At 65.5% G+C, this 5493-nt stretch carries 5 protein-coding genes and 1 pseudogene; 4 read left to right on the forward strand and 2 right to left on the reverse strand.

Annotation, left to right across the window (positions count from 1 at the left end):
* Positions 1-170 precede the first annotated feature (170 nt).
* From JHD07_RS31570 to tarD, 4 genes are all read left to right on the forward strand, one after another.
* A complete protein-coding gene (locus JHD07_RS31570; protein WP_291629265.1) occupies positions 171-1571 on the forward strand; it encodes an amidase family protein in 1401 nt (466 codons plus the stop codon).
* 2 nt (positions 1572-1573) lie between these two features.
* Positions 1574-2050, forward strand: coding sequence for a glutathione peroxidase (locus tag JHD07_RS31575; RefSeq protein ID WP_291629267.1), 477 nt, complete (start codon positions 1574-1576; stop codon positions 2048-2050).
* A gap of 11 nt (positions 2051-2061) precedes the next feature.
* Positions 2062-2304: a DUF3297 family protein gene (locus tag JHD07_RS31580; RefSeq protein WP_029674077.1), complete on the forward strand. Its 243-nt coding sequence runs from the start codon at positions 2062-2064 to the stop codon at positions 2302-2304.
* A gap of 143 nt (positions 2305-2447) precedes the next feature.
* Positions 2448-3617 (forward strand): D(-)-tartrate dehydratase, encoded by a 1170-nt coding sequence (gene tarD, locus JHD07_RS31585; RefSeq protein ID WP_291629277.1) that lies wholly within the window; start codon positions 2448-2450, stop codon positions 3615-3617.
* Between the two features lie 201 nt (positions 3618-3818).
* Here the strand turns inward: tarD and JHD07_RS31590 are convergent, their stop codons facing one another.
* Positions 3819-5171, reverse strand: coding sequence for a malonyl-CoA decarboxylase (locus JHD07_RS31590; protein ID WP_291629279.1), 1353 nt, complete (start codon positions 5169-5171; stop codon positions 3819-3821).
* A gap of 171 nt (positions 5172-5342) precedes the next feature.
* A pseudogene (locus JHD07_RS31595) lies at positions 5343-5493 on the reverse strand (AraC family transcriptional regulator); the annotation flags it as partial.

Below are 5493 nucleotides of genomic sequence, written 5' to 3' on the forward strand. Positions count from 1 at the left end.
GAGAGAGCCCTCACCCGCGCCTACGGCGCGACCTCTCCCGCAAGCGGGAGAGGTTGCAGCGTGCGTGCGGCGCGATCTGAGACAACATGACGTCGCCCTCGCCCCCGCGAAATCCGCATGGCTTTGCCGCGTTCCCGGCGCTAAAAGACGCCGGTTACACGGAGCAAGCCATGCAAGATCTCTGGCGCCTGTCGGCCGCCGACCTCGCCACCCTCGTCAAATCCCGAAAAGTGTCCGCCCGGGAGGCCGCCAAGGCCGGGCTCGCCCGGCTCGATGCCGTCAATCCCAGGCTCAACGCGGTGATCGATCACAGGCCTGAGGACGTGCTCAAGCAGGCCGATGCCGTCGATGCCGCCATCGCCAGGGGAGAGGACCCCGGCGTGCTCGCCGGCGTGCCCGTCACCATCAAGGCCAATGTCGACCAGGAAGGCTTTGCCACCACCAACGGCCTGAAGCTCCAGCGCGACGTCATCGCGCGCGAGGACAATCCGGTGGTCGCCAATTTCCGCAAAGCCGGCGCCGTCTTGCTCGGTCGCACCAATTGCCCGGCCTTCTCCTACCGCTGGTTCACCACCAATCTCATCCACGGCGATACCAAGAACCCCAGGGATGCCTCGCTGACGCCGGGCGGCTCCTCCGGCGGCGCCGGCTCGGCGGTCGCGGCCGGCATCGGCCACATCGCTCACGGCACCGACATCGCCGGCTCGATCCGTTATCCCGCCTATGCCTGCGGCGTGCACGGATTGCGCCCGACGCTCGGCCGCATTCCCGCCTTCAACCCGGCGCTGCCGGAGCGCCCGATCGGGCCGCAGGTCATGGCGGTGTCGGGACCGCTGGCGCGCACCGTCAACGATCTCAGGATTTCGCTGGAAGCTATGTCGGCCCGCGACATCCGCGATCCCTGGTTCGTGCCGGTGCCGCTGCAAGGCCCGGCCCGGGACAAGCGCGCCGCACTCTGCCTCAACCCGGGCGGCCTTGCCACCACGGCCGAGGTGAAGGCCGCGGTGAGCGATGCCGGCAAGCGGCTGGAGCGCGCGGGCTGGACCGTCGATGTGATCGAGGACACGCCGCCGATGCGCGAGGCGGTCGAGTGGCAGATCAAGCTCTGGCTCGGCGACGGATATGAGGCGCAGCTCGAGGCGGCCGAGCGCGAGGGCGATCCCGGTGCGCTCGCGTGCCTGCGCGGCAATCGCGCCAGGGTCACGCCGATGGACCAGGCCGATTACGCCAAGGCTCTGACGCGGCGCGCCACGCTGACCCGCGAATGGATGCTGTTCTTCGAAAAATACGCGGTGCTGCTGACGCCGGTCTCCGGCGAATTGCCGTTTCCGGATCACCTCGACCGCAAGGACGAGGAGTCTTTCAAGCGCGTCTGGGAAGCGCAGCTGCCGCAGATCGCCATTCCCTTCATGGGATTGCCGGGCCTCGTGGTCTCCACAGGCCTGGTCGGCAAGGCGCCGGTCGGCGTGCATATCGTGTCGGGGCGTTATCGCGAGGATCTCTGTCTGCTCGCGGGCGAGGCGATCGAGGCCGGCGGCGTGCCGCCATCGCCGATCGATCCCGTGGGCTAGTGATGACTGATATCTACGACTTCAAGGCCAACTCGCTCGCCGGCGAGGAGGTCGCCTTGAGGCGTTTCGAGGGACAGGTGCTCTTGATCGTCAACACCGCGAGCAAATGCGGCTTCACGCCGCAATATCGCGGCCTCGAGGATCTCCATCGCGATCTCTCGCCGCGCGGCTTCTCCGTGCTCGGCTTTCCCTGTAACCAGTTCGGTGCGCAGGAGCCGGGACAGGCGAGCGAGATCCAGGAATTCTGCTCGACCCATTACGACGTCACCTTTCCGCTGTTTGCGAAGATCGACGTCAACGGGCCGAAGGCGCATCCGTTGTACGAGTATCTGAAACGCCAGCAATCCGGGCTGTTAGGGGCCGCCATCAAATGGAATTTCACCAAATTCCTGGTGGACCGTAAGGGCCGCGTGATCGCGCGCTACGCGCCGACCGCACGGCCCGAAGGATTGCGGACTCAAATCGAAACACTGTTGTGAGCGAGACAATCATGAGCGACGAATTTCCCGACCGCCTGTCGGTCGATCCGAACAGCCCCTATTACAACGCGGACATCCTGGCACGCGACGTCGGCATCCGCTTCAAGGGCATCGAGAAGACCAATGTCGAGGAGTACTGCATCAGCGAAGGCTGGGTCCGCGTCACCGCAGGAAATGCCAAGGACCGCCATGGCAACCCGCTGACCATCAAGGTGCACGGCCCGGTCGAGCCGTATTTCAGGGATAAGAAATAGACGCCCGTCGCCCCGCACTCTGTCGTCATGCCCGGGCTGGACCCGGGCATCCACGTCTTCAGACTTGCTCCGTGGTAAAGACGTGGATGGCCGGGTCAAGCCCGGCCATGACGAGCGGAGAGATCCAGCCAGGAAAACCGCCCATGTCCGTCCGCATCGTCGACGTCCTGGAGATCACCAAGCCGATCTCCTCGCCGATCCGCAACGCCTATATCGACTTCACGAAGATGACGACGAGCCTCGTCGCCGTCGTCACCGACGTGGTGCGCGACGGCAAGCGTGTGGTCGGCTACGGCTTCAATTCCAACGGCCGCTACGGGCAGGGCGGCCTGATCCGCGAGCGCTTTGCCGCGCGCATCCTCGAAGCCGATCCGAAATCGTTGCTCGACCAAGCCGGCGATAATCTCGATCCCGACAAGGTCTGGGCCGCGATGATGACCAACGAGAAGCCCGGCGGTCACGGCGAGCGTTCGGTCGCGGTCGGCACCCTCGACATGGCGGTGTGGGACGCGGTGGCGAAGATTGCGGGCAAGCCGCTGTTTCGCCTGCTCGCCGAGCGTCACGGCTTGACCGCCAATCCGCGCGTCTTCGTCTACGCCGCCGGCGGCTATTATTATCCCGGCAAGGATCTCTCGATGCTGCGGGCCGAGATGCGCGGCTATCTCGATCGCGGCTACAACGTCGTCAAGATGAAGATCGGCGGTGCTGACATCGCCGAGGACCGCACCCGCATCGAGGCGGTGCTGAAGGAGATCGGCAAGGACGCGCAACTCGCCGTCGATGCCAACGGCCGCTTCGATCTGGAGACCGCGATCGCCTACGCCAAGATGCTGCGCGATTATCCCTTGTTCTGGTACGAGGAAGCCGGCGATCCCCTCGACTACGCGCTGCAGGCCGCGCTCGCCGAGTTCTATCCGGGCCCGATGGCGACCGGCGAGAATCTCTTTAGCCACCAGGACGCCCGCAACCTGATCCGCTACGGCGGCATGCGCCCCGACCGAGACTGGCTGCAATTCGACTGCGCTCTGTCCTACGGCCTGTGTGAATACCAGCGCACGCTGCAAGTGCTGAAGACCCACGGCTGGTCGCCGAGCCGCTGCATCCCGCATGGCGGCCACCAGATGTCGCTCAACATCGCCGCGGGCTTAGGTCTCGGCGGCAATGAAAGCTACCCGGACCTGTTCCAGCCCTATGGCGGTTTTCCCGACGGCGTGCGCGTCGAGAACGGCCACATCACCATGCCCGACCTTCCCGGCGTCGGCTTCGAGGGCAAGTCGGATCTGTACAAGGAGATGAAGGCGCTAGCGGAGTAGGGGCGCTTCGGAGTTCGAGGCGAGACGGCCGCGTCAACAACGGTGTCGTCCCCGCGAAGGCGGGGACCCATAACCCCAGGGAGGAGCAATGGCGCGAGCAGGCAACTCCGAGTCCCCGTAACGGTGTCTCCCTGCGGCTATGGGTCCCTGATCTGCGCTCCGCTTCGCTGCGCTTGTCCGGGACGGCAGCCGAGTTTGTCGTTACGACAACCGCATATCCAGCAGCCGCCGTCCTTCACCCTTCAGCAGCTTCTTCACCGCGCTGGAGGCCACGACCTCGCCGTCATTGGCATAGGCCTCGTGGTTCTTCTCGATGTCGTCGAGGCGGTAGAGATAGTTGACCATGACGCCGGCGGACTCGCGCACGCCCTTCGGCGAGAGGTCTCCGAGCCAGTTGATGCGTTCCAGCCGCGCGCCGTTGCCGAGATGGAAGCGGGCCACGGAATCGATCAGGCGGCCCTTCGGCGTGCGCGCCTTGAGGAAATAATGCGCCGCCAGCGGCTCCAGCACGCCGCGGAGCAGCGCGGTCGTCTCCGGGCTCTCGAACCATCTGGGATCGTCGAGGCGCTTCAGCGTCTCGCGGTCCTCGTCCGACAGCGGCAGATCCTTGTCCTGCTTTACCCAGGCCATGAAGCCCGGCACCGGCGACAGCGTCACGAAGGTGTCGAGCTTCGGCAATTCGCGGCGCAGCTCTTCCACCACCTGCTTGATCAGGAAGCTGCCGAAGGAGATGCCGCCGAGGCCGCGCTGTGTATTCGAGATCGAATAGAACACAGCGGTGCGGGCCTTCTCGATCGGCAGGTGCTGGCGGTCGACCGCGAGCAGCGGGGCGATCGCGCCGGGAATCGTCTCGGTCAGAGCCACCTCGACGAAAATCAGGGGCTCGTCGACCATCGCCGGATGGAAGAACGCGTAGCAGCGGCGGTCGACCGGATCGATGCGGCGGCGCAGATCGTCCCAGTCCGAGATCTCGTGCACGGCCTCGTAGCGGATGATCTTTTCGAGGATGTTGGCCGGGGTCGACCAGTCGATCCTGCGCAGCACGAGAAACCCCCTGTTGAACCACGAAGAGAGAAGATGCGAGACGTCGCGGTCGAGCGCGGCGAGATCGGTGTGCCCGTTCATCATGCCGAGCAGATCGGCGCGCATGGCGACGAGATCGCCGGTGCCGCCGGGCGCGCGGTTGAGCCGGCGGATCAGCTCCTGCCGCCGCGGCTCCGAGGCGAAATGCAACGAGCTGGCGTCCTCGTCGCTGGGCTCGGCGCGCCATTGCTCGATCGCCTTGGACAGGCGCTCCCGATCCGGGCCGAAATCGCGCACGAGCCCTTCGAAGAAGGCACGGCGCCCGGCCGCATCGAGCTCCCCGTAGACGTCGAGCACTTCGCGCGCCATCGCGGTGCCGGAGGCTTCGCCGCGCCCCGACAGTAGCGCATCGCAGAGCTCGAGCAATCCATCGGCATCGCGTTTGGTGTCGGCGGAATCGCCACGGCGCAGCAACGTGCGGCCGCGCTCGGAGATGGTGGCGAGCAGGTCGGAGAAGAAGGCGTTGGCCATCGGGACTTTTCAATTCCGGTTTGTGCGTTGCGGAAGTTTACACAAGATTTGGGCGGAAGCCGATCACAATCAAGCGCAAGTTTGTTGCATGTGAAACCAGGCTATGTCTCCAAAGCAGGCTGTCATGCCCCGGCTTGACCGGGGCATCCAGTACGCCGCAGCTTTTCGATTCTAGCCGAGCCGCCTCGGCGTACTGGGTCGCCCGGTCAAGCCGGGCGACGACACCGAGTGTGAGGCAAACTCCGTCGGCGTGCGCCCCGTCACTTGGCGGAATGCGGCCGAAAACGCCGGCACGCTGGCGTAGCCGAGCTGGGTGGCGAGC

The sequence above is a fragment of the Bradyrhizobium sp. genome (assembly GCF_016462955.1).
GTDB lineage: Bacteria > Pseudomonadota > Alphaproteobacteria > Rhizobiales > Xanthobacteraceae > Bradyrhizobium.